Raw genomic sequence first — 24,973 nt, 5'->3', positions numbered from 1 at the left:
CTTTTCACCCTTGCTTATGAGTAAATCATGTAAGGCGCCGCCGCCTACCAGTGGGGCGCGTAATTGGGAAACGGCGAGGCCATGTGTTCGGCTTCCACAGGCGGCGCCATCCAGTCGCGCGGATCGACCTTGTAATACTGCAAGAATTGCGCGTACAGCTCTTCGTGGTGCTCAGCCATCTGGTATGGCTTTTCAAAGAAGGTTTCCGTGGCCACGGCAAAGAATTCGGCGGGATTCGTGGCGCCGTAATGGTCCATCACGCTGTGCTGCTGATAGATGGCGTCGTGGCGCAGGTTGTCGAAGTCGCGCGACAGCACGGTGGCCCAGCTGCGGTAGCTCGACACGCTGGGCAGGTAGGGCGCGCCATTCGCGGCGCCCGATTCGCTGTCGAGCTGGTGGGCGAATTCATGCAGCACGACGTTGTGGCCATCGGTCCAGTCGGCCGCGCCGCGCTGCACATGGTCCCAGGCCAGCACCACGCGGCCATCGCCCCAGGATTCGCCCAGCAAGCCGTTGGACGAGGGAGTCACCACGCCGCCCGGCCCCACTTCATTGCGCGTGACGATAAATTCCGTGGGATACACGAGGATGGTGTCGAGCTCCGGATACACCTGGGTCTGGCGGTTGAGCAGCAACAAGCACGCCTGGCCGGCGATGGTATAGCGCATCTCTTCCGTGATTTCCAGGCCGCCGCAGCCGACGAATTTCTTCTGATACAGAAATTGCACGACAAGACGGCGCAATTGCTGCTGCAGCGGTGCCGGCATGCGCGGATACACGGGGATATTCTTTTCCAGCACTGCCAGGCCTTCCGGCGGCAAGGGCCTGGACAGGGCACGCTGCAAACGCCAGCGGGGAAACCACAGTGACAAGACGATGGCGGCCGTGACGAGGGCGATCCACAACAGCGGATTCATGCGGCAGCCCGCTTCAGGACAGCGAGGGCAATAAGGCCAAGGGAGACGGTGTAGGCAGACAAGGACAAGCTCCTTCGAATGAACCCGCAGCGGGACGGGCGGGCAGTCCAGCCCACATGGGGTTGATTAATATCTTTTCAATCCGCCAAGCTCAAAGGGCGTGCCCCAACGCCAAAAGCCGGGCTGTTACCCGGCTTTCATTGCAACATAACAACACCTGCCAAAACCGTAGCGAGCGGCGATGATTTGTGGCTAAGAAGCGCAACCGTACTTTAGTACGGGGACGCCGAGCCGGTGAGCATCGCAGGCCGCACGCCGCGCGAGGTTTGGTCAGGTGTTACTCAGCCGATTTTTGCTGCGGCGCGCCAAACAGGGCGGCGACCAGCGGGTCGCGCGTCACGGGACCGCGATTGACGCGGATGGCGTAATGCGTGTCATCGGCCAGGATGTGGAAGTGGCGGCCGCTGCCTGCCATGCTTTGCTCGCGCAGGCCGGGACGGTCCTTGCGCGGCGGCGCGCCTTCGCGTTTCGGCTGGACGATGGCGGCCAAAAAGGCGCGCACGCGCTCAGGATCCGGCGTCAACTGGTACACTGCCTTGCCCAGGTAGGTGGCGGTGCCTTCGATGTAGCGGGCCAGCTCGATCACGCCCGCTTCGCGCAAGTCGCGGATGTATTTGCGGGCGCCCGATGGCGAAAACTTGAGAAACCAGGCGATTTCATCGGCCAGCATCTCGTGCAGCGACAATTCGCCGATCAGCTTTTGCATATTTTCGATGCGGCGCAGGGTGGCCGAGGTCGAACGCACGCGCTCGATCGGTGCCATGGAAATGGGATTCATGCGTTCCGGGGGAATGGGTGCTGCACGTTCGACCATTTGCGAGCCTTTTTCGGGGCTACGAAGTTCCTGGTGCGCTGCCTTTAATTCGCTCTTCACGTGAGACTGAGTCATTGCATGCATTTGAATACTCCTTTTAAACGATTGCCGGTAGCCCGGATTGTTAAGTTCTTGGCAATTTTTATACCAGAACACCACGAATCCTGAGCGTCTGGGCACAGAATGCCATCCTGCTCCGCCCTGGTCTGTGCGTTAACGAACATTAGAAGCAAGAAAGTGAAAAATATTGCCTTGCTGAATTATTTCTCTCACGACATCCATAAAAGACATCTGGAAAACGCCGTATCCCATTCGCGCACAAAGTGAAATAGCGAACAGAAGCGTCGGCATTCTTGCAATAAATTCAAGCTTCGCGCGCGGCACCCGCCGCCCGCATCGCGCCAAAATCTTGATACTTTGCAAAGGAACCATCATGAACATGCCCAGTCTGCTGGCTGCCGCCGCCCTGATTACCTTGTCCGCCTGCAAAAAACCGGCCGAACCGCCGCTGCCCGAAACGGCGCCCAACCCCGCTTCCACGCCACAGGTCATGCCGGCTCCCGTCACGCCAGCCACGCCGGAAGCGGGTCCGGGCAACACGACGCCGCCCGCGCCGCTGACCGATCCGGCCACCGCCCCCGCCCTGCCCCCCGCCACGACGCCGAAATAACCCGCCAAAGCCAAGCAATCAGGCGCCCGCGCGGCGCCACCCCTACTCCACGGGGGAGTTACGCGTTGCCAGCCTGTTTGCAACGCGTTTTTTTACGATTGGAGTCGGCCACGCCATTTAGGTTCACCCGCATGCGCGGCGCCAGCCAGCATCGAATCGCGCTTCCCAAAATGCGGTAATCCGCACAGTCTTTCCCCTCGCCGTGCGGAAAGGCGGAATCTCGCCATTTCCTACTTTCAATAGATTCAAATTAGACCTTTATAAACAATCACTTGCAATAAGTGCCCAAATGCGCTCCACTGGCACGGAAGATGCTTTTATATTTTCATACCCGCCAGCAGAGCGGCGGCCTACCCAATATAAAAACCATCTACCTTTTTTGGAGACAACAGCATGGCAAGCACCTTCCGCATCTCATCCTTCCTGAACACCAAGGCACTGGCCGTGGCCGTCGCACTGGCCGCGCAATTCCCGCTAGCAGCCCATGCGGCCGACCTGGTCCGCCTGGGCAACCTGAAATTCGCCCATTACGGCGCCGTCGCCTACATGAAGGAAATCGCACCGAAATACGACTTGAAGATCGAGGAACGCATCTTCGCCAAGGGCCTCGACATCGTGCCGGCCATGATTGCCGGTGAAATCGACGTCTCCGCCAGCGCGCTGGAAGCGGCCATCACGGGCCGTGCCACGGGCTTGCCCGTGTATCTGGTGGGCGGCTTCGCCAAGGGCGGCGTGCAGATCGTCGGGCGTCCCGACCTGAACATCAAGGATATTGCTGGCCTGAAAGGCAAGAAAGTCGGCGTCACGCGCGGCGGCCCGCAGGAAATCCTGCTGTTTGCCGAATTGACCAAGGCCAAGCTGACCTGGTCCGACAAGCCGGGCAAGGACGTGCAGATCCTGTACATGGGCTACCCTGACCTGAACCAGGCGCTCTTGACCCGCGATATCGACGTCATGAGCCAGTCCGAGCCGTACTCGACCCAGGCCATCCACAAAAAATACGGCGCGGCCATCATCAAGCCCTACGACACGCCGCTGGGCGAGCCCGTGCGCGCCCTCGTGATGACGGAAAAGATGTACAAGGAAAAGCCCGCCGTGGCCCAGCGCTTCATGGATTGCTTCGTTGCCGCCACGCGGGCGTTTTTGGCCGACCCGAAACTGGCGGAAAAATACGTGCGCGAATCGATGTTCAAGAACCAGATCACGACCGAGGATTACCGCGACGCCATCGACAACGCCATCTTCACGGAAGACATTACGCAAAGCCACGTACAGCTGACCACCGACTACATGATGAAATTCGGCGTGGGCCGCATGGCCAAGGCGCCTGCGGCACAGGACTGGGTCAAGCTGGACCTGCTGGAAAAAGCCAAGAAGTCCTACGCACCTCGCTAATCTGAAAGTATCACGATGAATATGCAAATGATGAAACGCTTCGCGCACGGCGCCGCCGTGCCCGTCGCCGTGCTGCTGTTGTGGCAAGCCATGTCGACCTTCGGCTGGATCAACCCGCAAATCCTGCCCTCGCCCGTGGCCGTGCTGGTGAAGTGGTATGAATACCTGATGCCGATGCAAGCCTACACGCCCGAGACGGGCAACTACCTGGTGTGGATGTTCTCCGGCGAATTGCCGCATGACGCCTGGGCCAGCCTGTCGCGCGTGCTGGGCGGCTTCGCCATCGGCGCCGGCCTGGCCCTGCCTCTGGGTCTGCTGATGGGCACCAACAAGACCATCTATAAACTGTTCGACCCGCTGGTGCAGGTGCTGCGCCCGATTCCGCCGATCGCCTACATTCCGCTGGCGATCCTGTGGTTCGGCCTGGGCAACCCGCCCGCCTTCTTCCTGATCAGCATCGGTTCCTTCTTCCCCGTGCTGATGAATACCATCGCCGGCGTGCGCCAGGTCGACGGCATCTATATCCGCGCCGCGCGCAACCTGGGCGCCAGCCAGATGACCATGTTCCGCCGCGTCATCCTGCCGGCCGCCACGCCGTATATTCTGGCCGGCGCGCGCATCGGCATGGGCACGGCCTTTATCGTCGTGATCGTGGCGGAAATGATCGCCGTGAATAGCGGCCTCGGTTTCCGCATCCTGGAAGCGCGCGAGTACTTCTGGTCCGACAAGATTATCGCCGGCATGTTTACCATCGGCCTGTTCGGCCTGGCCATCGACATGGCCATGAATGCCCTGAATAATCACTTGCTGCAGTGGCACCGCGGCCTGGAACACTGAGAGGAACGGCCATGACCACGATCAATATCAATGCAGTCAATAAAATCTTCACCACGGGCGGCGCGGACGTCATCGCCCTGAAGGATATCAACCTGGAAATCGCCAGCGGCGAGTTCATCTGCCTGCTGGGGCCGTCCGGCTGCGGCAAGTCGACGCTGTTGAACGCCATCGCCGGCTTTTCGCAGCCGACGTCGGGCCAGATCCTGGCCGGCGGCAAGCTGATCACCGAGCCCGGTCCCGACCGCGGCATGGTGTTCCAGGAATATGCGCTGTTCCCCTGGATGACGATTGAAAGCAATATCGCCTTCGGCCTGGAAATCGCCGGCAAGACGCCAGCCGAGATCAAGGAACGGGTCGACATGCTGCTGAGCATGCTGGGCTTGACGGAATTCCGTGCCCGCTACCCGAAAGACTTGTCCGGCGGCATGCGCCAGCGCGTGGCGATTGCCCGCGTGCTGGCCCTCGATTCGCCGATCATGCTGATGGACGAGCCGTTCGGCGCGCTGGACGCCTTGACACGGCGCAACCTGCAGGATGAACTGCTGAAAATCTGGAAAGTCTTCGGCACCACCATCGTGTTTGTGACGCACTCGATCGAGGAATCGATCTACCTGGCCGACCGCACCATCGTCATGACCTACCGTCCCGGCACCATCAAGCGCGACGTGGCCATCGAGCTGCCCCGCCCGCGCGACCCGAGCGACCCCGAGTTCAACCGCCTGAAACGCATGCTGGGCGAGATGGTGATGGAGGAGCAGCAAAGGCATCATAATGCCGAGACCATGGCCAGCACCGCAGACTAGTAGTGTCTGACCAAACCTGCTGCGCGTCGGTTTAGGCGGCCTGCGATGCTCACCGTACTAGAAGTACGGTTGCGCTTCTCGGCCACCTCTCCCTTCCGCTCGCTACGGTTTTGTCAGGCACCGCAAGTTTGCATGTCAATGCAAACTCAGGATTCGCCCGTTCGGGTGAATCCCACCATACACTACAATTCCTTCTTTGCGGCACACGCAAGCTTAACCAAATAGACGGAGCACCATGGCATCCGGCAAATGGCCCCTGAGACAGCTGCTCGCCCCCCTGCTGGCCGCGGGTTCGCTGGCCGTGCTGACGTGGGCCTCGTATGCCTGGGTCAAGCAGCGCCAGCTCGACGAATTGCACCGTACCCTCGATTCGCGCGCGGAACTGTATGCGGCGTCCATCGGCGGCGCACTCAACAAATACGAATTCCTGCCCCTGGCCGTGGCCCAGAGCGATGCGGTGGCGCAATTACTGGAACAGCCCAGCGCCGACAAGGTCACGCAGATCAATGCCTACCTGGTCGACATGAACCGCCGCGCGGGGGCCTTTGCCGTCTACGTGCTCGACGACAAGGGCACGACCCTGGCATCGAGCAACTGGCAAGACCGCAGCTCGTATGTGGGCGTCAACTACGGCTTCCGTCCGTATTTCAAGAACGCCATCGCGGGCGGCATCGGCCGCTTCTACGGCATCGGTTTTTCCACCTTCGAGGCCGGCTATTTCATATCGCAGCCCGTGCAGCGCGACGGACGCATCCTCGGCATCGTCGCCGCCAAGGTCAACCTGGACTGGATCGAGCAATCGTGGCGCACGCCGGGCGCGGGCGAGCAGATCTGGGTCAAGGATGCGAATGGCGTGATCATCCTGGCCACCACGCCCGCCTTCAAGTTCAAGACCCTGGCCCCGCTGTCGGCGGACGCCAAGAAAGGCATCAGCGAACAGCGCCAGTTCCTGCAAGAAAATCTGCCCATCCTGCCGCACAAGGTGCGGCGCCAGTTCGCCGATGGCGCCAGCGTGATGACCCTGGAACGTCCGCAGACGGGCGACACCCCCGCCCTGTCCGGCAGCGCCGACAAGGTGGACTATCTGGCCGTGAACCGCGCGCTGGGCCCGCTGCAATGGCAGATCACGGTGCTGGCCGAGCTCGACCAGGTCGATGAGGCGGCGCGCAACGCGGCCATCGCCGCCGCGCTGGGATGGGCCCTGCTGCTGCTGGCCCTGATGTATGCGCGCCAGCGCCGGCGCCGCATCGCCGACAAGCTCAACGCCCAGAAAACGCTGGCGCGCGCCTATGAACAGCTGGAAATCAAGGTCGAGCAGCGCACGGCCGACCTCGTCCACGCCAATGGCCGCCTGCAGGCGGAAGTGGCCGAGCGCGAGCGGGCCGAGCAAACCTTGCGCTACGCCCAGGCGGAACTGGTGCAAAGCGGCAAGCTGGCGGCCATCGGCCAGATGGCGGCCGGCGTCACGCACGAGCTGAACCAGCCGCTAGCCGCCCTGCAAACCTTTTCCGACAATGCCAAGGTCTTTTTGGCGCGCGGCCGGATAGACGATGCGCTCGATAACCTGTCGACCATTTCCGACCTCGTCAAGCGTCTCGGCTATGTGACGTCGCAGCTGAAAGGCTTTGCGCGGCGCAGCGACGACGCGCGCAAGCCCGTCAGCGTGCGCCAGGCGTTTGCGCAAACCATGCTGCAAATCCGCACGCGCAAGAACTCGCAGCGTTTGACCCTGCATGAAAGCTGGCAGGAGGACGACCTCATCGTGCTGTGCAACGCCATCGGCCTGGAACAAGTGTTTACCAACCTGATCACCAACGCCATGGATGCCGTACCCGAAGGCGAGCCCGTGCAGATCTGGCTGCAAGTGCGTCGCGAAGGCACGCTGGCCGTCATCCATATCACCGATAATGGCCCCGGCATCCCGCTGGCCTCGCTCGACAAGATCTTCGACCCCTTCTATACCACCAAGGAACACGGGCTGGGCTTGGGATTGTCGATTAGCGCTGGCATACTGCGGGCGGCCGGCAGCGCATTGGCCGTGCGCAACCGCAGCGCGCAGGAAGGGGGCGGCGCGCAATTTACCATCACCCTGAGCTGCGACCCGGGGCTGAGAGACAAGGAAACATCTGATGCACGAGAATAATTTTGAAGGCATGCAAGTGCTGCTGGTGGAAGACGACGCCGTCGTGCGCAAGGGCGCGCGGCAATCGCTGGAACTGGCGGGCCTGCAAGTGACGGCCGTGGCCACGGCCGAGGAAGCGCTGCCCTACCTGGTACCCGAATTTGCCGGCATTTTATTAAGCGATATCAAGCTGCCCGGCATGGATGGCTTGAAACTGCTCGATATCGCCGTGGCGCAGGATGCCAGCCTGCCCGTCATCCTCGTCACGGGCCACGGCGACGTGTCGATGGCCGTGGGCGCCATGCGCCGCGGCGCCTACGATTTCATCGAAAAACCGTTTTCCGCCGATCTGCTGGTGGAAGTGTGCCGCCGCGCCCTGGATAAACGCCACCTGGTGCTGGAAAACATGAACTTGCGCCGCCAGCTCGAGCAGCGCGTCGGCATCGAGGCGCGCATCGTGGGCCGCAGCGCGGCCATGGCCAAGGTGCGCCAGCTGGTGCTGAACCTGGCGCCGAAATCGGCCGACATCATCATCCTCGGCGAAACGGGCACGGGCAAGGAACTGATCGCCCGCTGCCTGCACGACTTCAGCGAGCGGCGCGACCACCCGTTCGTGGCGATCAACTGCGGCGCCCTGCCCGAGTCGATTTTCGAGTCGGAACTGTTCGGCCACGAGGAAGGCGCGTTCACGGGCGCGCAGCGCCAGCGCATCGGCAAGATCGAGTACGCGAACGGCGGCACCCTGTTCCTAGACGAAATCGAAAGCATGCCGCTGGCCCTGCAGGTGAAACTGCTGCGCGTGCTGCAGGAGCGGCAGGTCGAGCGGCTCGGTTCAAACAAACTCATTTCCGTCAATTTCCGCGTGATCGCCGCCGCCAAGGAAGACCTGAACGTGCTGGCGGAACAGGGGAAATTCCGGCCCGACCTGTATTACCGCCTGAACGTGGCCAGTCTCACTCTCCCCGCCCTGCGCAACCGGCGCGAGGATATCCCGCTGCTGTTCGAATTCTTCGTGCTGCAGGCCGCGCTGCGCTACGGCCAGCCGGCCGCCCTCGTCAGCGGCGAACTGATCGCGTCCCTGATGGCGCAGCGCTGGGCCGGCAATGTGCGCGAACTGCACAATGTGGCCGACCGCTTCGTGCTGGGTCTGCTGGACGACAGTCTGAGCCCCGCCGGCTGCCGCGAAGCATCCTTGGCCGAACAAGTCGACACCTTCGAGATTTCCATCATCGAGGAAGCCTTGCGCCGCCACAATGGCAACGTCATCGATGCGGCCGCCAGCCTGAATATCCCGAAGAAAACCCTGTACGACAAGCTCAAGCGTTTCGATATCTCGACGGAGCAGTTCCGCTAACCGGCTCCGTTAAATATTGGCAAATAGCCGACACAAGCATGAGGCGGCGTCCTACCCGCGCGGTCAGGCGCCTGTGCAACAATGCAGACTCAACTCAACACCTGCACAGGACAACGCCATGAAAACCGCCGCTCTCTTGCTGGCCGCCACCTTGATGACCGTCGGCGGCGCCTGGGTACAAGCCCAGTCGACGACGAATGTGAACCAGACGGGCAACCACACCAACAATGCCAACGATCCGGGCCAACAATCGGACCAGTCCGACAAGCTCGACAACAAGGGCAAGCTGATCCACGACGGCAAGCCCGCCAAAACGCGCACGGACAAGCGCACGCGGCGAGGCAAGCCGACAGCGCCGCCAGCGTCCACGCCCGCTGAGCCCAGCATCCCCATCGCTCCCGTGAAATAAATCCCCCGCCAGCGCTGCGCCACATTACTCTGCGGCAAGCTATCATCACCTCCTTGAAAAATAGCGAGGACAGCAATGAAAGCAGCATGGCAAGCGATGGTGGCGGCAGGCGTACTGACCGCCGCCGGTGTACAGGCGGCGCCCACGGTGGGCGAGTGCATGGAACTGACGACGGGCGTCAAGTTCAGCAAGAACAATGGCGACGCGCAAGTCAATGTCGAGGAGGTCTTCGAAGGCAGGAAACTCAAGGGTATCCAGCTGATCCTCGACGGCGGCGTGCTGCTGGCCACGTCCTACCAGGACATCCGCGACGGCCAGGTCTTCCTGACGGGCACCGTCCATTACAACGAAGACGGCACGGTGCGCAGCAAGAACGTCTACACGCCGCAGTCGGCCATCCCCGCCAAGATGCGCCCCGGCCAGGAAGTGCGCGTGCAGTTCACGGATACGCGCACGGACACCCACTACCCAATGGCGGGCCTGTCCGACAAGATCACCACCTCCACGCGCACGGATCAGCGCGATTTCTCGATCACTTTCCTGGGCTGGGAACGCCTGGAACTGGGCGGGCGCCGCTTCCCCGACGCCTGCAAGTTCGAACTGCATGACGTGGGCGGCAAGAGCAAGGGAAAAAGCGGCGAATACGTGTGGTACGCGCAAGGTTTCGGCGTGATCATGACGGACAAGCTGGACAAGAATGGCGAGGTGCAGCCCGCGTACCGCATCGCGCTGACGAACATCCTCAGTGCACCGTAATTTTTGGCAATTTTGCGCTAGAATCGCTGACACACACTTTCTTAGGAAGCCATGTCGCCCATCGAACGAAAATGGTGGTTCATGCTGCCCGTCATGACGGTTGCCGCCGTCGCCACGATGTTCCTGCTCGATAGTGCCCACGTGCCACACACGAACCCGTTCGCGCGCGGCTTGATTTTCGGCCTATGCTTTGTGGCGCTGCACCGAGGCCTGTCGTTCTGTGTCTGGCTCGGTTTGCTGTGGGGCGCGCCGGGGTTGGCCGACAAGACGCTGGCCAAGCGGTAGCGCCATCGTTCCCGGCATCACTGCCATCTTTCCGCAAAGTTTGCGTCTGCGCAATTAATTAGCCGTTTCGCCCCTCTACACTGTCCTGTCTGGTCAGCATGGAGCGGCGATGGCGTATCCCAAACTTCCGTATGTCAGCGGCAAGAGCACCGCCCTGCTCCATTGCGGCCGCCTCAACGACGCCATCGTGCGCATCCGCCCCGAACTGCCGGGCAACCTCATCGTCATCCATGGCGTCAATGACGTGGGCACCAGTTTCAGTGCCGTGGAAAAGGGACTCTGCCAGGGACTCGATGCGCGCATGTATGGCGGCGGCCACGTGTTCACACCCGCCACCTACCGCTTGCCGCAAGCGTCCGACAAGGCTGAAACGCTCGATGACCCGGATGCCATCTACTTCAAGCGCCAGCCTGAAGACACGACGTACAGCCCCGTGATCCCGTTTTACTGGGGCTTTCGCGAACAAGGCAACGCCAGCAAAGTGGTGAACGGCCAGAACACGGACCGCTACGGCAACCGCCTCGACAAGGACATGTCGAAGAACGGCGGCCCGTTCGGCAACGCCACCAATACCCTGCCCGACATGTGGAACAAGGGGCTGTTTTCGCCGTGGGACGTGGGCGGCGATCCCGTGCGGCCCCTGATGACGGCGCCGGGCCGCATGTACATGGTGCTGGCCGCCAAGCGCCTGGCCACCCTCATCGCCATGATCCGCGATTACGATAGCGATGACGTGGTGTCCATCGTCGCGCACAGCCAGGGCTGTCTGATCTCGCTGCTGGCGCAAGCCTTTTTGCTCGACGAAGGCAAGCGCCCCGCCGACACCTTGATCCTCATGCATCCGCCCTACAGCCTGGTGGAGGAGACGACCATGTTTTTCGGCGCGGCGGAAGCGAGCCGCATCTTTGGCGGCGGCCGAGATGCCGCGATGGAAGACCAGTACGACGCCATCGACAACCGCCAGACCCTGCATGCACGCCTGCAAACCCTGGTGCAGATCGTGCAAGGCGTGGTGGCAAAAAAGCACGCCACGCCCGCCTTTGCGCAAATCAAGGACCACGCCATCTGCCATGGCATGGCGGGCGCGGCATGGCGCGCGGAAGCGGACCGCGACAACCGGGGCAAGGTCTACCTGTACTTTTGCCCCGAAGACATGACGGTAGCGCTGGACAATATGCAAGGCATCGGCTGGCAAGGCATACCCGACCACATCGACGGCCATGGCCTGTCCAGAACCAAGGGCAAGACGGACAAAAGCATCTGGGGTGACGGCCCCACCTGCTGGGAAAAAGAATTCCAGCGCCGCCAGCCGCTGGTGGAACTGGGCAAGGGATTTTATCAGCGCGTCTTTACCAGCAAACAGCGCCTTGACGCGGCTGACAAGAACAGCGGCCCGGTGCTGGTCGGCCAGCCGCCGCACGACTTCGCCCTGCGCCTGGAAGGCGAGGACGACCATGCCCACGTGGCCGGCGCCAACCGTGGCCATCGCGGCAATCATGACGAGGCACAATGGCCACCCGTCAAGGCGAGCAAATGGAATATCTTTTCCACGGAAGCGGGTCGGCGCGAAGGCTTGCGCACGATCAATGGCGAAGCGCTGCGTGCGCCCAGGGCGGCCGTGCTGAACGGCGGCGAAATCCGCCCTGGGCAATTCCCCAAGGATTCCGACCAGGCCAAACTGCCGCGCGACCAGCAAGGGCCGTGCGAAGAAGTCGATCCGATCGATGCAGCCATCGCAGTGACCAGTCCGCAGGGTTTGCGCATGCGCAAGCAGGAAATCATTGCCGATCCGCGGCCACTCAAGCATCGCATTCCCGAGTACGGCGTCGGCATGTTCGGCTCGGGCCAGCGCGATCAGGTGGAAAAAGCCCTGAACCTGGGCAAGGAAGCGGGCGACCAATGCAAGATCGACCGCGTCTCGCGCCATCCGGGCGGCGGCGACAATCTGCTTGTAAATCGCGAAGAAACCCCGAACGAGGCACGCAAGCGCTGGCAGCACGAGGTCAGCCCCAAATCCTTCCACGGCGCCATCATCGGCAACACGGACAACCACCGCAACGTGACGGCGTATGACGTGGCCATCGGCAGCGGCAAGGCGAGCAGCGATCCAAGGTTTTATGAATATTTGTGCGCCGTTGCCGACTGGCGATTACAAGGCGATATCCGTAATCCCGTGCGACCATCCATCCCTCGATGGAATGACTTTAAGAAAAAATTTGCAATCTACCTGGCGGCAGAACCGACGCAGCGCCAGCTCATTATCAAAGGCAATGCCGACTACTACAGCTCGGGAGTGTTGCCAGCCTTCGTGCCTGCCTTGCAGGCGGGTCTACCATCCACTGTTGTGTGTGAAACAATCAACGGCAGGCGTACCGAATCGGTCGTCACGCCAGCCGTCCACAAGCCAAGCGACGATATCCCAAAATGACAAGTGCATTTCCACGCTTACGATATCCACTCGGTGCCGCCCTCATTGTGTTGGCTTTATTTGGGTATTTGCTGATCGGTCCGTCACCTTTCTTATTGGAGTCCACGATGCGCAGTAAATTATGGCACCACCTGCAATGGCTGTTGCTGATTCCGCCCATCGTCGCGGCCACATTGCTCGGCTCTCGCTGGCTGCATGCGTCCAAGCCTGTGGCCGTCGCACAGCCGCAAGTGCAACAAGCGGCGCCCAGCGAACAGGACAAGCGGGAATATGTGCTGGAAGTCATCGGTCTCGGCGTCACCCTGGACAAATACCGGCAAGGCAAGCTGTGGGAAGCGCTGCAGCAGGGAAATGCCTATGCCAGCATCCGTGAACAGGACGAGGAAAAATACACTTGGGACGCCATGCAAAGAGCTGGGATAGCAGGTGGACGCGGCGGCGACACACTGGAGAATGGGGCGAGGGATACTCCCATGTATTTCGGCGTCCCCGTTTTCAATGCTGAGCCACCGATCTTCAATTCGCGCATGCTGGACAGCCCCGACTCACCAGCCATAGGCCTGGCCGCTGGCGCCGCCCCCTCCGGTCTGCACTGGCATCTGTTCGCCAGTGGTCCACGCCGCCTGAGCGAACATCCGGACCGTATTTTGGAAGATGTATTTGCCTTTTTCGATGCCCATCCCGACGTGCCTTACATCGTGCTCAATTCCGAAGACAGCATGCCCACGCGCGACCTGTACAGTCCTGACAACTCTCCGCCGCTCACAAGAGATGGCCGCTACATCCCCGAAATGCCCGACGCCTCCGCCCTGTTCGTGCTGGCACGGCGCGAGCGCATCGACGCCGTGCGGAAGTTTGCCTATGACGATGCGCCACCCGAGGACAGCGTCGACGATTTGAATACCTACGGCGTGGCGCGGCGCCTGTATCTGGTATATGACAAATTGATGCGGGCAGTGCCCCACCCAGACAAAAAAGAAGACCCGAGTGCATTCACCCAGCGCCAGCCCACCATCGCCGAATGGCTGCCCGTCGCCGCGCAATTCGCGCAGCGCTCCGACATCCGTGGCACGGGCAGCTTCAGCATGCTCGACAAGCTCCAGCACAAGACTTATCAGCCACCGAAAGACTGGCAACCCACGCCCTGGTTTCCCCTGCCCTTCAACAAGGAGCAGCTGGCGCAACTGGACCGCCTGCCCACCTTCGGCTTCATCCACCGGCCCACGTTCGTCAAAATGACGGATGAACACGGCAAGCCGCTCACGCGGCGCGACCAGCGCGAACAAGCCTTGCAGGCGGGCTGGCAGGAGGTCTTACGCAGCTTGCCGGAAGCCGAGCGGCCCGCCGCGCCGGCGCGCCTGGTCGCGGCGACGGGCGGCAAGCAGGCGCAGCTGGTGGCACTGCACAAGACTCTTTTGAAACATGCGGAAGATGGCGGCACGGAGCTCGACAGCGGCAACACGGCGCAATGGATCGATACGGACCGGCGCCTGGGCAACACGGGCGCGGCCACCCTGTTCGTGCAGATGGCCATCGGCGTGATGGGCAGCTACCGCGAAGGCGGCGTCAGCGCCGTGGTGAACTGGCGCAACCCGGACGAGGCGACCATCGTGCTACTCAGTCCGCCATCGGACGAAAAACGCCGCACGCAAAAACATCCGCACGGCGGCGACGTATTGCGGCATTACGTCACGCCAGCCATCGACCCGGCGAATTATCCATCGAACTGATTATTTTCCCTGTGTTGCAAGCTGCGCCAGCGCATTACCCCGCACCTGGAACGCCACCTTGGCCACCGCCTTGCCGGCGTCATCGGCCAGCGCCAGCACATGCTTGCCCGGCACGGGGCGCCAGCTGACACTCTCCACCGCGGCGCCCATGTCCTTGCCGTCGAGCACCCAGCGCAAGCCGTGGCTGCCTTGCGCCTGGAAGAAGACGCGCTGCAGGGCGGGCGGGATGTCGGGATCGATGGCGAGGATGCTGTCCTCGGCCGGATACACGATGGCCGGTGGCTTCACGGTGTCGCCCACGACGGCGATGACGGGGCTTTCCGTACCGGTAATAAACCATTCGCGGCGCGGCGCTTCCAGCGCGGGCTGGTACGTGACCATTTGCTGCAGCACGCCTGGCGGCGCTTTCGGGGCATGGCTGGGCACGTTCTTGTGCAGATAATCCATGACGTCGCGCCAGACGGGCGCGGCGCCCGTCACGCCCGACACATCCCACATGGGCTTGCCATCGAAATTGCCCACCCACACGCCCACCGTGTAGCGTGCCGAATAACCCATGCACCAGTTGTCGCGCATGTCCTTGCTGGTGCCCGTCTTGACGGCGCTCCAGAAATTCGTCCCCAGCTCGTTGCGCAAGCCAAAGGTCATGCTGCGCGCGGCGCGGTCGGCCAAAATATCGCCAGTGATGAAGGCGGCGCCCGCCTCCATCACGCGGCGCCGATCCTTGCCAGCCTGCCCCGGCTGCAGGCTGGCCGTGCTGTACAGACCGCCATTGGCCAGCGCGCGGTAGGCGTTGGCCAGTTCCAGCAGGGTCACTTCGGACGAACCGAGCGCCAGCGACGGGCCATAGTATTCGGCCGGTTCCGTCAGGCTAGCCAGGCCCACGTCCTTGAGGCGGTTATAAAAACCGTCCTGTCCCGTCAGCAGCACCGTGCGCACGGCGGGAATGTTGAGGGAACTGGCCAGGCTGGTGCGGGCGCTGACGTAGCCCTTGAAATTACGGTCGTAGTTTTGCGGCGCATACATGCCGGACGCCGTGGCCACGTCCAGCGGCGAGTCGTCCATGACGGAGGCGGCCGTCATCAGCCGGCGCTCGATGGCCAGTTCATACAGGAACGGTTTCAGGGTGGAACCGGCCTGGCGCAGGGCCGTCACGCCATCGACATGGCTGCCGCCCGCATTGCCCACATAGGCGAGAATCTCGCCGCTGCGGTTGTCGAGCACGACGATGGCGCCATCGTTGACATTGCGCTCTCGCAAGGACGCCAGTTGCTGGCGCAGGTTGTCCTGCGCGAAACGCTGCAAGGGACCATCGAGCGTGCTGGCGACCTGCGCGCCCGGCTGTTTCAGCAATTGCTGCGCCACCTGCGGCGCGGGCGCCAGGTCCGCGTACAGGGCCGTGCGCTGCAGGGCCGTCTGCACGCGCTGGCCGATCAGCTGGCAGCTGCTGTCCATGCGCCATTCTTTTGCCAGCGCGCAGGCGCGGCGCGCGACGGTGGCCACGGGCGCGTTCGGCGCGCGCACGAGACTGGCCAAAATGATGGCGTCCGTCTGGTTCAGGCCCGACGGCGCCTTGCCGAACAGGCTATACGAGGCGGACGCGATGCCTTGCAGTTCTCCCCGGAACGACACGAGGTTCAGATACGCCTCGAAAATCTGCGCCTTGCTCCAGCTATCCTCGATGGCTTGCGCGGCGCGCATCTGGTCCCATTTCTGGCGCAGGCTGCGCCCGCCCGAGGATGCCTGCAAATCCGCGTCCAGCTGGCCCGCCAACTGCATGGTGATGGTCGAGGCGCCCCGGGCTTTCTTGGAAAACAGATTGTCCCAGGCGGCCGTGGCCAGCGCGGACACATCCACGCCGCCATGGCGCATGAAGCGCTGGTCTTCCGCCAGCAGCACGGCCTGCTGCACGGCCGGTGAAATATCGGTCAATGGCACCCACGGCAGGCGCCGTACTTTCATGTCCACGCGTAGCGATTGCAGCGGTGCGCCGCCCCTGTCCAGCAATTGCGCTTCCGAACTGCGGTAGGTGGCCTGCACCTGGGCCGGCGTCAGCACCGCCTGGGCGAAAACCGGGCCAGCCAACAGGCAGCCCATGGCAAAGACGATACGCCTCACTGCCCCACCTTCACGTTGGCATTTGGCGACTCGCCAAACATCTCGGGTGAATACATGGCCTCGATGCGCGTGGCCGGCAGGCTGAAATCCCCGGCATTGTTCAGGCGCACCGTGTATTCCACGCTCCAGTTGCCCTTCGGCACGAAGGCGTAATAGGCGCGGAAAGCGTCGAAGGCCCGCTCCTCGAACGTGGGCCAGACCCAGCCCGTGGCTTTCTCGCCGGCCGTCAGCAGCTGCGAATCGCGCCCCAGGCCGTTGCCCAGCACCGTGGCGCTGGCGGGAATCGGATCATCAACCACCACCCAGCTCATGTCCGCCTGCGCCGACAAATCCAGGCGCACGCGGTAGACGTCGCCGCGCGACCAGGCGCCCGCCGTTTTTTGTTCCACCGGCGTGATGGTTTTCCTGATCGTGTAGCCGCTGGAAACGGGCGCCTTGAGCGGGATGGCCGCCAGGCTTTGCACGGTGGCCCACGGCTTGCCCGTGCCGCTGTGCGCCAGGCCCAGGGTATCGATGCCCTTCTGCCACGCCTGCAGCACGGGGCCGACTTTCGCAGCGCCATTCCACACGAGCGCTTGCGTATCGCCGCCCAACTTGACGGCGCTGGCGCCCGTCACCGGCGTCGACTCGAATTTGGCCGAGAATTTGGCGATGGCCAAAGTGCCCCAGGCGTTGGCCACCGTGGTATCCCAGCGGCCCTTCTTCTGGCGGCCCATGCTGCCGCGCACCAGGCGGCCGATGTCATCCTTCCACGCCGGGTCGTCCATCACGGCCAGTAATAAACGGTTGGCGTTGACGTCGCCGGACACCATCAGCCACCACCAGTTATCCTTGCGCTCGGTGGAAAAACCCATGGTCGTGCCCTGGAAGTTCAGGCGCGAACGCAATATCTGCTGCGCCTCGGCCAACAGCGCATCGCGGCGCGCCAGGCTGGGCGTGCGTTGCAGCAGCAGCGACCAGTCGATGACGGCCGAGGTCGGCCACAGGTTCGGGCTGATGCTGATGGACTCCAGCGCATCGGGCGGCACCTTGTTCGAACGCGACAGCGCTTCCAGCGCGGCCAGCTTGCGCACAGCCAGGTCGGTCGTGGCCAGTGCCGAACGGCGCACGATCTTGCCCTGCACGAAGGCCGTCAAGGCTGCTTCCATGCGGTTCTTCGTCTGTTCCGGAATCGCATAGCCGGCTTCTTTTGTTGCCGACAGCACGTAGGCCGTCAGGCTGTCGCTGCCCTGCTCCATGATGGGGAAGTATTTCAGCATGCCGTCGCCGTCCAGGTAGGCGGGCAAGCTGGCGGCCAGCTTGTTCCACGCGTCCTGGTCTTGCAGGGCGATGGCCTTCGATGTGTTTTGCTCGAAGCAGGTGTACGGATACGCCGCCATGTACTCGCGCACGCCGGGCAATTCGCCGCCCAGCCTGGCGACAAAGCTGGTCTGGATGCCGCCCCGGCCCGGCAAGGCGCCGGCCGGCATTTGCACGGACATATTGATGGGCTTGTCGACTTGCTGCAAGGTGGCCTGATACGTGCGCACGGGCGTGGCCTGGCCCACCTTCTGGGTGATTTTCAGTTTATCGCTGTGGCCGCCGGCTTTGGCGCTGATCTCCCACACGACCGTTTGCGCGCCCAGCGGCACCTGGTAATCCCAGCCCGTCTCGCGCGCTTCGCCGGCCGCCAGGGTCAGGTTCTGGCGCGGCAAGGCCTTGCTGGCCGCCGTGGCATTGAGGTCCACGCTCAAGGATGCGGCCGAGGTGTTGCGCACCGTAAATCCTGCGCGCAACTGGTCGCCTTCGCGCACGAGGGTCGGCAAGCCCGACATCAAAATCAGGTCTTGCGAACTGCGGATATCCGTGCTGCCCGTGCCAAACAATTCCTGGCCCGCGCTGGCGATGGCGACGATGCGAAATCCCGTCAGCGAATCGTTGAGCGGCACTTGCACCGTCGCTTCGCCCTTGGCGTCGAGCTTGACAGTGCCCTTCCAGAACAACAGGGTGTCGAACAGCTCGCGGCTGGCGCCCTTGCCGCCGCCCCCGCCGGCCGGGAAGGCCTTGCGGCCGAAATGGCGCTTGCCGATCACCTGCATCTGCGCCGTCGCCGTTTCCACCTGCAGGCTGCGCTGCGCCATCATGGTATCGAGCAACTTCCAGCTATCGTTGGGCATCAGTTCCAATAAACCCGTGTCGACGGCCGCCAGCGCCACTTCGGCACCGGCCGGCAACGGTTTACCGTCGGCGCGGCGCACGCGCACGGACACTTCCGCCTTGTCGCGCGTTTTATACACTTCTTTGTCGGACACGACCATGACGTTCAGTTCATGCGCCTGCCAACCCACGTTCAGCGGCGCGATGCCCATCTTGTAGGCCGGCTTGCCCAAGTCCACCAGCGCCGTCGGCTGCACGCCATCGACACGCCCGCGCACGACAAACACGGACACATACACATTCGGCGCGTAATTCGGTTTGACCGGGATATTGACCACCGGTTCCCGGCCATTGAGCTGGCGCACATAGGTGTCGAGGATGCCTTCGCGCTCGACCGTGATCAGGGCCGTGCCCGAACGGAAGGGCATGCGCACCTGCAAGCTCGCTTCCTGGCCCGGTTCATAGCGTTTCTTTTCCGGCAGCACGTCGATGCGGTCATTGTCGCTGGCATTGAACCACCAGTCGCCGCTACCGGCCACCCACGTTTCGCGGTTGGCGACGGCCGCGTTGCCGGCACCGTCCTGCGTGCGGGCGCGCAACACCAGATTGCCGCTGGCGGGCGCCTTCACGTCGCACACCAGCAAGCCCTTGTTGTCCGTCTTGCCCGAGCACGCTTGGCCCAGCTTGACGACTTCGCTGCTGTTTTCATACGCATAGAAGCCGCCGATCAGCCGCCGGCGGTGCGAATAGCTGTTGCGCTGGAAGAAGTCGACGGCGACGGGCGCATTTGCCACGGGCTTGCCATTGGTGCCGAGCACGGCTACCGTGAACTTGAAGGCATCCTTGCTCAAGGCCCAGGCATCGGGCTTGATGCCGATCACATAGTTTGACGGCCACAGCGGCACGCGCGTGGCGACGGATGCCGTCTCGCCATTCGCATCCTGGAACGCCATTTCCGCCACCAGGTCGCGCGGCGTGGACAGCTGCGGCAACTGGTCGATGACGATGCGCGCGCCGCCGGCCTTGTCCAGGCTCAAGCTTTGCGTGCGCGCAGCCGTGGCACCGGGGCCGGCACGCTCGCCATTGACTTCGTCCTGCCACTCGCCTTCATCGTCGTCATAGCCCGTGCCCTGTTTCACCAGACCTTCCTTCACGTCGCCGTTGCTGAAACTGAAATCGGGATAGTCGGCAAACGTCACGCTCTTGTCTTGCAGCACCGTGCGCAGCTTGACGGGCGCGTTGGTGGCTGCGCCGCCGGCCAGGTAGCTGATTTGCGCATCGAGGGCCAGCTGCTTCGCCTGCACGGCGGGCGCCTTCGGCCCCTGCAGCACGGCTTTCATGGTCGGCACGCGGAACGCTTCCACACGGAAACTGCCGGACGGGCGGCCCGCCATCGTCACGCTGTATTCGCCCTGCTTGGCGTCGGCGGGGATGAGCCAGTCGCTTTCCGCCGTGCCGCCGGCGGACCAGCGCAGCGGTAATTGATAGTTCTGGTCGCTGCCCTGGTGCGTGATGACGACGGAGGTGGCGCTGCCGGGACCGTTATTCTTGTCGACCAGGCGCATGCCTTCAGCCGTGTGCTTGCGAATAAAGTGCTTCATGTGCACGGTTTCGCCGGCGCGCAGCAAGGTGCGGTCGAATACCGTGGCCAGCAGGGTGTTGTCGGCGCGCGTGTCGTCGGTGGGCAAATTGAAACGCCAGGCTTCGATGCCGCCCACCCAGTCCGACAGGGTGAACGTCATGTCGCCGCCGCCGCGCGCACTGATAAAGTAGCGGCCATTGTTCTTGCAGCTGGAATTGGCCAGCTCGCCGGGAATGTGCGCCACGCCGTCCGTCCCTGTAGCGCCTTGCCACAGCAGCTTGCCGGCGCAGTCGCGCACGGCCACTTGGGCTTTCGCAACCGGCGCCCCCTTGTCCAGCGACGTCACCCACACGAGCGACGATTGCGCGCCGTGCTTGAAGTGGGCCGCCAGATTGGTCACCAGCGCGGCCGTGCGGATGTAGGCCGTGGCTGGCTTGGCCAGCAGCGCCTTGCCGAGGATGGGACTGGCCAGCTCGACTACGTAAAAGCCCGGTTTTTGTAGCGGAATGCCGATCACTTCAAAGGTTTTTTTGCCATCGGGGCGCGGCAGGCTGATGGGGCGCGTGCCAGTGGCGCCCGCCAGCACGGATTTGTTCATGTTGCCCGCATACTGGGCATACGGCTGCCAGTATTCGCCCCCGTCGCCATTGCCGGCCAGGCGCTGCATCCACTCGATGATGAACTTGTCGTCATTGTCGGGCACGCGCAAGGTGGCGCCCGTGGCGGCAGCGGATGATTGGGCGACTTCCTTGCCCGACAGCACGGGCTCGATATTGCGCACCGTCACGGGCAGCAAGCCGTCGCCCTTCGCTTCGATGATGCCGAACGGGGCCGGAAATTTCAGCAGCGGCGGCTGCTCGCCCGTGCGCACCGTCATGGGGAAGCGCGCGCGGTTGAGCAAGGCGCGGCCCGCGTCGTCCGTCAGTTTCGGCGGCAAGTTCAGCACGAAACTGCTTTGCACGGGAAAGGGGCCATTGAAGACGGCGCCATACAGGAATTCCGCCTTTTCCTCCTCTTTGGAAATCGTCGGCGCATACGTCTTGCCGCCGCCCTTCAGGGTCATGGCGCGCACCTGCGCCGCGCTCACGGGCGCGGAAAACTGCACGCGCATGGGCAGGAAGGGGATGCACTGCTCCTTCGGATTGCTGCGCTCGCAGCTGAACTTGGCCGTGAAATCGGGACGCGTCTTGAACTGCAGGGTTTGCGCCTTGTCCGTGGCGATACCGCTCGCACTGGCGATGCCCTCGCCCCACACCAGCGACACCTTGGCGTTGGCGGGGAAGCTGCGCTTGCATTGCAGCACGGTGACAGGCAAAGGCGGCGCGCCCTTGCTCGCGACGGGCATACCCACTTTCCACACGACGCCCCGCTTCTTGAAGTACACGGTCAGGTAGCGGTCGAGAAAGCTCTTGCGCAAAGTCAATACCTGCTCCAGCTCCTTGCCTTTGAGCAGGCGCACGGGAATCTTTTCATTGATGCCATCGGCGCGGCAATACGCGTTGGCGGCCACGCTGGCCTCGTTCGGCGCGGCGTCCAGGCCCAGCAGGAAGATCTGGTTTTCATCGATGTAGGGCTGGCCGTCGTACGGTACGGCCTCGACGATGGCTGGCCCGCCAGTAGAAAAGCGGTAGGACGTGCTTCCCTGCAGGGTCTGGCCCGCCAGGTCCTTGAGTCCCGGCTTCAAGGTAAAGCTGCAGGCCACGCCGGCCGGCAAATCGCGCTCGAAGTCGAAGTTCCAATTGCGTTCGTCCACCCAGCGACCCGCGCCCGCCACGACGGCTGGCTCGGCCTTGCCGCAATCGATGGCGAACGGCGCGGGCAAGCCGATGTCGCCGAACGGCACCATCGGCGTGGCAAACTGGGCCCGTACCTGACGCACCGCCTTGACCGTGCCGCTCGGTGAAAACAGGGACACGCCGCTATCGGCCCAGGCTGGCGCCGTCAGGCCCAGCGATAGCAGCAGGCATAGCGGGCCCAGCTTACCAAGCGGCGGGAAAGTAAGTACACGGGACAGGTCAGGCACGGATAACTCCTTGAGGAAAAGTGGCGGAGCTGGCTGCGGCGCGCAAAAGTTGCCTGGCGCAAGCCCAGAAAAACAACAGAACGCGGCAGGAATACAACATCAATGTATTATTAGTTATCAAGCTCATCATTGTTGCTAATATACAGTGGCATGCAGGTGACAAGTCGTACGATTGCCTGTCGCCGCGGCGCCAGACAATGGCCGCGCTTGTAAAAGTTTCACCAATAAAATTAGTTTTTTTCAACGCCAAAATCTTTGTCGTGAATCTGCAACACTATTGATATACCGCAATGCTTTGTGCGCCAGCGCACCGACCACCTGAACCTGCAACCGTATTCTTTAGTCCAACAGCAGTGCATTTATCACAAGAATGCGCACCTGGAAGTGTGGTCTATATCTAGCAATAGCACGTGTAGCAAGATGTGGCTTTGATGCCGTAGAGAAAATCTCTTATCAACGTTGGGAGTTACTTGTGAATAATCTAAAAAAAATCGCCGTTGCCGCCGCAGTCCTGTGCTCTGCCCTCGGCGCACAGGCCCAGGAAATCAATCCCTCCTGGTATATTCAACCTAGCATCAACGCACTCAAGCCAGATTCCGACTTCGCCACGGATAAAACCGGTTATGGCGCAGGCTTGCGTTTCGGTAAGCCTGTTTCCCAGGACTGGGATATCCAGCTGGGCACCACGTATGCCCGTTCCAAGGATGGCGGTCAGCGCTACCAGCAAAATACACTGGGCGTAGACGGCTTGTACATGTTCTCGCGCAAAGCCTTCCGTCCTTTCCTGCTGGTCGGTGCCGGCATGCAGCGCGACAAGGACACCAGCTTCGCCTTCGGTGAACGCACGAAGAGCTCGCCATACGCGAGCGTGGGCTTGGGCTTCCAGTCCAGCATCACGGAGCAGCTGTCCCTGCAGGCTGACGTACGCAATGTGCACGGCTTCCTGCGCGGCAATACGTTTGACCCGAGCAGCAAGTCCAACAACTACTACGTCACCGTGGGCTTGAACTACGCGTTCGACAAACCGCCTGCACCGCCGCCGCCACCGCCACCGCCGCCAGTACGTGAAGAAGTCGTCGTGGTCGTGCCGCCACCACCACCGCCACCACCGCCGCCACGCTTTGAAAAAGTGACGATGTCGGCAACGGAACTGTTCGCATTCGACAGCGCCAAGCTGGGTCCGACACAGACCAAGCTCGACGAAATCGCCCGCGTGCTGAACGCGTCGCCGGACGTCAACAACGTCGTCATCAGTGGTTATGCCGACCGTATCGGTTCGCCCAAGTACAACCTGAAACTGTCGCAGCAGCGCGCTGATGCAGTCAAGGAATACCTGGTCGCCCACGGTGTTGCCGCCAACCGCCTGACGGCCGAAGGCAAGGGTTCCACCAATCCTGTCGTCACCTGCGACAACAAGAAACGTGCCGACCTGATCAAGTGCCTGGAACCAAACCGCCGCGTTGAAGTGGAACAGATCACCATTGAACGCCGCGTACAGTAAGCTGGACAGTGGTACGCCACTTGTAAAATAAAAAAAGGGGCTTCGGCCCCTTTTTTGCATTGAAAGCCATCATGAATTTCTCTACCCGCTATCCCAAACTGGCCGGCCTGGCACCGTTCAGCAAGCAGATGCGCAGTGTCATCGTCTGTTCCGTCACCGAATGGCTGGAACACCGCGCCTCGAGCAAAGGCGCCGCCCTCGCCTATTACACCCTGTTTTCCATCGCCCCCATCCTCGTGCTGGTGATTGCCATCGCCGGCTTTTTCTATGGCCCGGCCGCCGCGCGCGGCGAGCTGATGGGGCAACTGCAGGGCTTGCTGGGCACGCAGGGCGCCGAAGCCATTCAACTGGTGCTGGCCGGCGCGAAAAACCATGAACAGGGCCGCATCGCCACCCTCATTGCCAGCGCCCTGCTACTGTTTGGCGCCACCAGCGTATTTGCCGAACTGAAAGCCAGTCTCGATGAAATCTGGCAAGTGCCGCCTTTGAAGGAAGCGGGCGCCTGGGACATGCTGCGCACGCGTCTGCTGTCGTTCGGCCTGGTGCTGGTGCTGGCCTTCCTGCTGATGGTGTCGCTGGTGGTCAACGCCGCCATGGCCATCCTCGCCAACTTTTGGGAAGGCGTGTGGAAAGACACTGCCGTGCTGTTTACCATCCTGTCGAACCTGATCGGCTTTGCCGTCATCGCCAGCCTGTTTGCCGTCATCTATAAAATGCTGCCGCGCGTGCGCCTGTCCTGGCGCGACGTGCTGATCGGCGCCATCGGTACGGCCTTCATGTTTTCACTGGGGAAATATGCAATCGGCGTGTATATCGGCAATAGCGGCGTGGCCAGCAGCTATGGCGCCGCCGGTTCGCTGGTCGCCCTGCTGCTGTGGGTGTATTACTCGGCGCAAATCTTCTTCCTGGGCGCCGAATTCACGCGCCAGTTCGCCCTGCAGCTGGGCAGCATGAAGGATATGCCGAAGACGGAAGACGGCGACGTGCAAGTGAAGATACTGAAACGCCACCAATCCTGATTCCCTCCCGCCGG

At 62.4% G+C, this 24,973-nt stretch carries 19 protein-coding genes; 14 read left to right on the top strand and 5 right to left on the bottom strand.

The genetic code is table 11. From position 1 onward, the window contains the following. Positions 1 to 44: 44 nt before the first annotated feature. From CBW66_RS13295 to CBW66_RS28460, 3 genes are all read right to left on the bottom strand, one after another. Positions 45 to 917: a zinc-dependent peptidase gene (locus tag CBW66_RS13295; RefSeq protein WP_086138605.1), complete on the bottom strand. Its 873-nt coding sequence runs from the start codon at positions 915 to 917 to the stop codon at positions 45 to 47. A 337-nt stretch (positions 918 to 1,254) separates the two neighbouring features. After that, the gene (locus CBW66_RS13290) at positions 1,255 to 1,755 is read right to left on the bottom strand and encodes a winged helix-turn-helix domain-containing protein (RefSeq protein WP_223278908.1); all 501 of its coding nucleotides are present in this window, start codon (positions 1,753 to 1,755) and stop codon (positions 1,255 to 1,257) included. A 249-nt stretch (positions 1,756 to 2,004) separates the two neighbouring features. Continuing rightward, on the bottom strand, positions 2,005 to 2,232 hold the full coding sequence (locus CBW66_RS28460) for a hypothetical protein (RefSeq protein ID WP_139841671.1): 228 nt from the start codon (positions 2,230 to 2,232) through the stop codon (positions 2,005 to 2,007). Between CBW66_RS28460 and CBW66_RS13285 the strand changes: the two genes are divergently transcribed. The 11 genes from CBW66_RS13285 (at position 2,225) to CBW66_RS13235 (ending at position 14,580) form a co-directional block, all read left to right on the top strand. Next, positions 2,225 to 2,461 carry a hypothetical protein gene (locus tag CBW66_RS13285; protein ID WP_086138604.1) on the top strand — a complete coding sequence of 79 codons (237 nt, stop codon included), beginning with the start codon at positions 2,225 to 2,227 and terminating at the stop codon, positions 2,459 to 2,461. The two genes, CBW66_RS28460 and CBW66_RS13285, sit on opposite strands and share 8 nt — an antisense overlap. Before the next feature lie 393 nt (positions 2,462 to 2,854). Next, on the top strand, positions 2,855 to 3,856 hold the full coding sequence (locus CBW66_RS13280; protein WP_086138603.1) for an ABC transporter substrate-binding protein: 1,002 nt from the start codon (positions 2,855 to 2,857) through the stop codon (positions 3,854 to 3,856). A 15-nt stretch (positions 3,857 to 3,871) separates the two neighbouring features. After that, positions 3,872 to 4,693: an ABC transporter permease gene (locus CBW66_RS13275; protein WP_086138602.1), complete on the top strand. Its 822-nt coding sequence runs from the start codon at positions 3,872 to 3,874 to the stop codon at positions 4,691 to 4,693. A gap of 11 nt (positions 4,694 to 4,704) precedes the next feature. Continuing rightward, positions 4,705 to 5,496 (top strand): ABC transporter ATP-binding protein, encoded by a 792-nt coding sequence (locus CBW66_RS13270; protein WP_077401587.1) that lies wholly within the window; start codon positions 4,705 to 4,707, stop codon positions 5,494 to 5,496. A gap of 235 nt (positions 5,497 to 5,731) precedes the next feature. Further along, on the top strand, positions 5,732 to 7,639 hold the full coding sequence (locus tag CBW66_RS13265) for an ATP-binding protein (protein ID WP_086138601.1): 1,908 nt from the start codon (positions 5,732 to 5,734) through the stop codon (positions 7,637 to 7,639). Then, positions 7,626 to 8,972 carry a sigma-54 dependent transcriptional regulator gene (locus CBW66_RS13260; protein ID WP_086138600.1) on the top strand — a complete coding sequence of 449 codons (1,347 nt, stop codon included), beginning with the start codon at positions 7,626 to 7,628 and terminating at the stop codon, positions 8,970 to 8,972. Before CBW66_RS13265 ends, CBW66_RS13260 begins: the two co-directional genes overlap by 14 nt. Before the next feature lie 118 nt (positions 8,973 to 9,090). Continuing rightward, positions 9,091 to 9,381: a hypothetical protein gene (locus tag CBW66_RS13255; protein ID WP_086138599.1), complete on the top strand. Its 291-nt coding sequence runs from the start codon at positions 9,091 to 9,093 to the stop codon at positions 9,379 to 9,381. Positions 9,382 to 9,456: 75 nt separating this feature from the next. Next, positions 9,457 to 10,137 (top strand): hypothetical protein, encoded by a 681-nt coding sequence (locus tag CBW66_RS13250; protein WP_139841670.1) that lies wholly within the window; start codon positions 9,457 to 9,459, stop codon positions 10,135 to 10,137. A gap of 51 nt (positions 10,138 to 10,188) precedes the next feature. Then, positions 10,189 to 10,422: a hypothetical protein gene (locus CBW66_RS13245; protein ID WP_086138597.1), complete on the top strand. Its 234-nt coding sequence runs from the start codon at positions 10,189 to 10,191 to the stop codon at positions 10,420 to 10,422. 109 nt (positions 10,423 to 10,531) lie between these two features. After that, positions 10,532 to 12,850, top strand: a complete 2,319-nt coding sequence (locus CBW66_RS13240; RefSeq protein ID WP_086138596.1) for a DUF3274 domain-containing protein — start codon at positions 10,532 to 10,534, stop codon at positions 12,848 to 12,850. A 107-nt stretch (positions 12,851 to 12,957) separates the two neighbouring features. Then, positions 12,958 to 14,580, top strand: a complete 1,623-nt coding sequence (locus CBW66_RS13235; RefSeq protein WP_170932881.1) for a DUF2875 family protein — start codon at positions 12,958 to 12,960, stop codon at positions 14,578 to 14,580. Here CBW66_RS13235 and pbpC read toward each other — a convergent pair whose 3' ends face one another. Further along, positions 14,581 to 16,677 (bottom strand): penicillin-binding protein 1C, encoded by a 2,097-nt coding sequence (gene pbpC, locus CBW66_RS13230; RefSeq protein ID WP_086138594.1) that lies wholly within the window; start codon positions 16,675 to 16,677, stop codon positions 14,581 to 14,583. 17 nt (positions 16,678 to 16,694) lie between these two features. Continuing rightward, the gene (locus CBW66_RS13225) at positions 16,695 to 22,439 is read right to left on the bottom strand and encodes an alpha-2-macroglobulin (RefSeq protein ID WP_230492156.1); all 5,745 of its coding nucleotides are present in this window, start codon (positions 22,437 to 22,439) and stop codon (positions 16,695 to 16,697) included. A 20-nt stretch (positions 22,440 to 22,459) separates the two neighbouring features. Here CBW66_RS13225 and CBW66_RS13220 point away from each other — a divergent pair, with 20 nt between their 5' ends. The 3 genes from CBW66_RS13220 to CBW66_RS13210 all read left to right on the top strand — a co-directional run bounded on the left by CBW66_RS13220 (position 22,460) and on the right by CBW66_RS13210 (position 24,959). Beyond that, complete coding sequence (locus CBW66_RS13220) at positions 22,460 to 22,720, top strand: hypothetical protein (protein ID WP_086138592.1); 261 nt, start codon at positions 22,460 to 22,462, stop codon at positions 22,718 to 22,720. 191 nt (positions 22,721 to 22,911) lie between these two features. Next, complete coding sequence (locus CBW66_RS13215; RefSeq protein ID WP_086138591.1) at positions 22,912 to 23,940, top strand: OmpA family protein; 1,029 nt, start codon at positions 22,912 to 22,914, stop codon at positions 23,938 to 23,940. Positions 23,941 to 24,011: 71 nt separating this feature from the next. After that, positions 24,012 to 24,959 (top strand): YihY/virulence factor BrkB family protein, encoded by a 948-nt coding sequence (locus tag CBW66_RS13210; RefSeq protein ID WP_046682434.1) that lies wholly within the window; start codon positions 24,012 to 24,014, stop codon positions 24,957 to 24,959. The last annotated feature ends 14 nt before the right edge of the window (positions 24,960 to 24,973 follow it).

This window comes from Janthinobacterium sp. GW456P (assembly GCF_002127655.1).
Lineage (GTDB): Bacteria > Pseudomonadota > Gammaproteobacteria > Burkholderiales > Burkholderiaceae_D > Janthinobacterium.
This window is presented reverse-complemented; position numbering and strand designations above follow the sequence as displayed.

What these genes read in the sequence shown, in the direction of transcription:
- CBW66_RS13295 (WP_086138605.1), bottom strand. Translation starts at nt 917, where the DNA reads ATGAATCCGCTGTTGTGGATCGCCCTCGTCACGGCCGCCATCGTCTTG.
- CBW66_RS13290 (WP_223278908.1), bottom strand. Translation starts at nt 1,755, where the DNA reads ATGAATCCCATTTCCATGGCACCGATCGAGCGCGTGCGTTCGACCTCG.
- CBW66_RS13285 (WP_086138604.1), top strand. Translation starts at nt 2,225, where the DNA reads ATGAACATGCCCAGTCTGCTGGCTGCCGCCGCCCTGATTACCTTGTCC.
- CBW66_RS28460 (WP_139841671.1), bottom strand. Translation starts at nt 2,232, where the DNA reads ATGTTCATGATGGTTCCTTTGCAAAGTATCAAGATTTTGGCGCGATGC.
- CBW66_RS13280 (WP_086138603.1), top strand. Translation starts at nt 2,855, where the DNA reads ATGGCAAGCACCTTCCGCATCTCATCCTTCCTGAACACCAAGGCACTG.
- CBW66_RS13275 (WP_086138602.1), top strand. Translation starts at nt 3,872, where the DNA reads ATGAATATGCAAATGATGAAACGCTTCGCGCACGGCGCCGCCGTGCCC.
- CBW66_RS13270 (WP_077401587.1), top strand. Translation starts at nt 4,705, where the DNA reads ATGACCACGATCAATATCAATGCAGTCAATAAAATCTTCACCACGGGC.
- CBW66_RS13265 (WP_086138601.1), top strand. Translation starts at nt 5,732, where the DNA reads ATGGCATCCGGCAAATGGCCCCTGAGACAGCTGCTCGCCCCCCTGCTG.
- CBW66_RS13260 (WP_086138600.1), top strand. Translation starts at nt 7,626, where the DNA reads ATGCACGAGAATAATTTTGAAGGCATGCAAGTGCTGCTGGTGGAAGAC.
- CBW66_RS13255 (WP_086138599.1), top strand. Translation starts at nt 9,091, where the DNA reads ATGAAAACCGCCGCTCTCTTGCTGGCCGCCACCTTGATGACCGTCGGC.
- CBW66_RS13250 (WP_139841670.1), top strand. Translation starts at nt 9,457, where the DNA reads ATGAAAGCAGCATGGCAAGCGATGGTGGCGGCAGGCGTACTGACCGCC.
- CBW66_RS13245 (WP_086138597.1), top strand. Translation starts at nt 10,189, where the DNA reads ATGTCGCCCATCGAACGAAAATGGTGGTTCATGCTGCCCGTCATGACG.
- CBW66_RS13240 (WP_086138596.1), top strand. Translation starts at nt 10,532, where the DNA reads ATGGCGTATCCCAAACTTCCGTATGTCAGCGGCAAGAGCACCGCCCTG.
- CBW66_RS13235 (WP_170932881.1), top strand. Translation starts at nt 12,958, where the DNA reads ATGCGCAGTAAATTATGGCACCACCTGCAATGGCTGTTGCTGATTCCG.
- pbpC (WP_086138594.1), bottom strand. Translation starts at nt 16,677, where the DNA reads ATGGGCTGCCTGTTGGCTGGCCCGGTTTTCGCCCAGGCGGTGCTGACG.
- CBW66_RS13210 (WP_046682434.1), top strand. Translation starts at nt 24,012, where the DNA reads ATGAATTTCTCTACCCGCTATCCCAAACTGGCCGGCCTGGCACCGTTC.